This is a genomic window from Shewanella sp. NKUCC01_JLK, from assembly GCF_019345615.1.
Taxonomy (GTDB): Bacteria; Pseudomonadota; Gammaproteobacteria; order Enterobacterales; family Shewanellaceae; genus Shewanella; species Shewanella oncorhynchi.
Genome location: NZ_JAHKRD010000059.1, coordinates 1 through 223 on the forward strand (window position 1 = coordinate 1; position 223 = coordinate 223).

General features: G+C 45.7%; 1 tRNA gene. It reads left to right on the forward strand.

Features of this window, described 5'->3' with window-relative positions:
• Positions 1-140 precede the first annotated feature (140 nt).
• Positions 141-217: transfer RNA gene (locus KO537_RS23040), tRNA-Ile, on the forward strand.
• Positions 218-223: the final 6 nt, after the last annotated feature.

A 223-nucleotide genomic window follows, 5' to 3' on the forward strand; every position in this document is an offset into this window, starting at 1 on the left:
AAGGTAGCCCTAGGGGAACCTGGGGCTGGATCACCTCCTTACCTATACGACTAACTTAATGTTTGTTGAGTGTTCACACAGATTTGCTTGATAGAAGAAAGAGTAAAAGATAGACCTAGTTAAATAGGTTTATCAAAGATGGGTCTGTAGCTCAGCTGGTTAGAGCGCACCCCTGATAAGGGTGAGGTCGGTGGTTCAAGTCCACTCTGACCCACCAATCCTT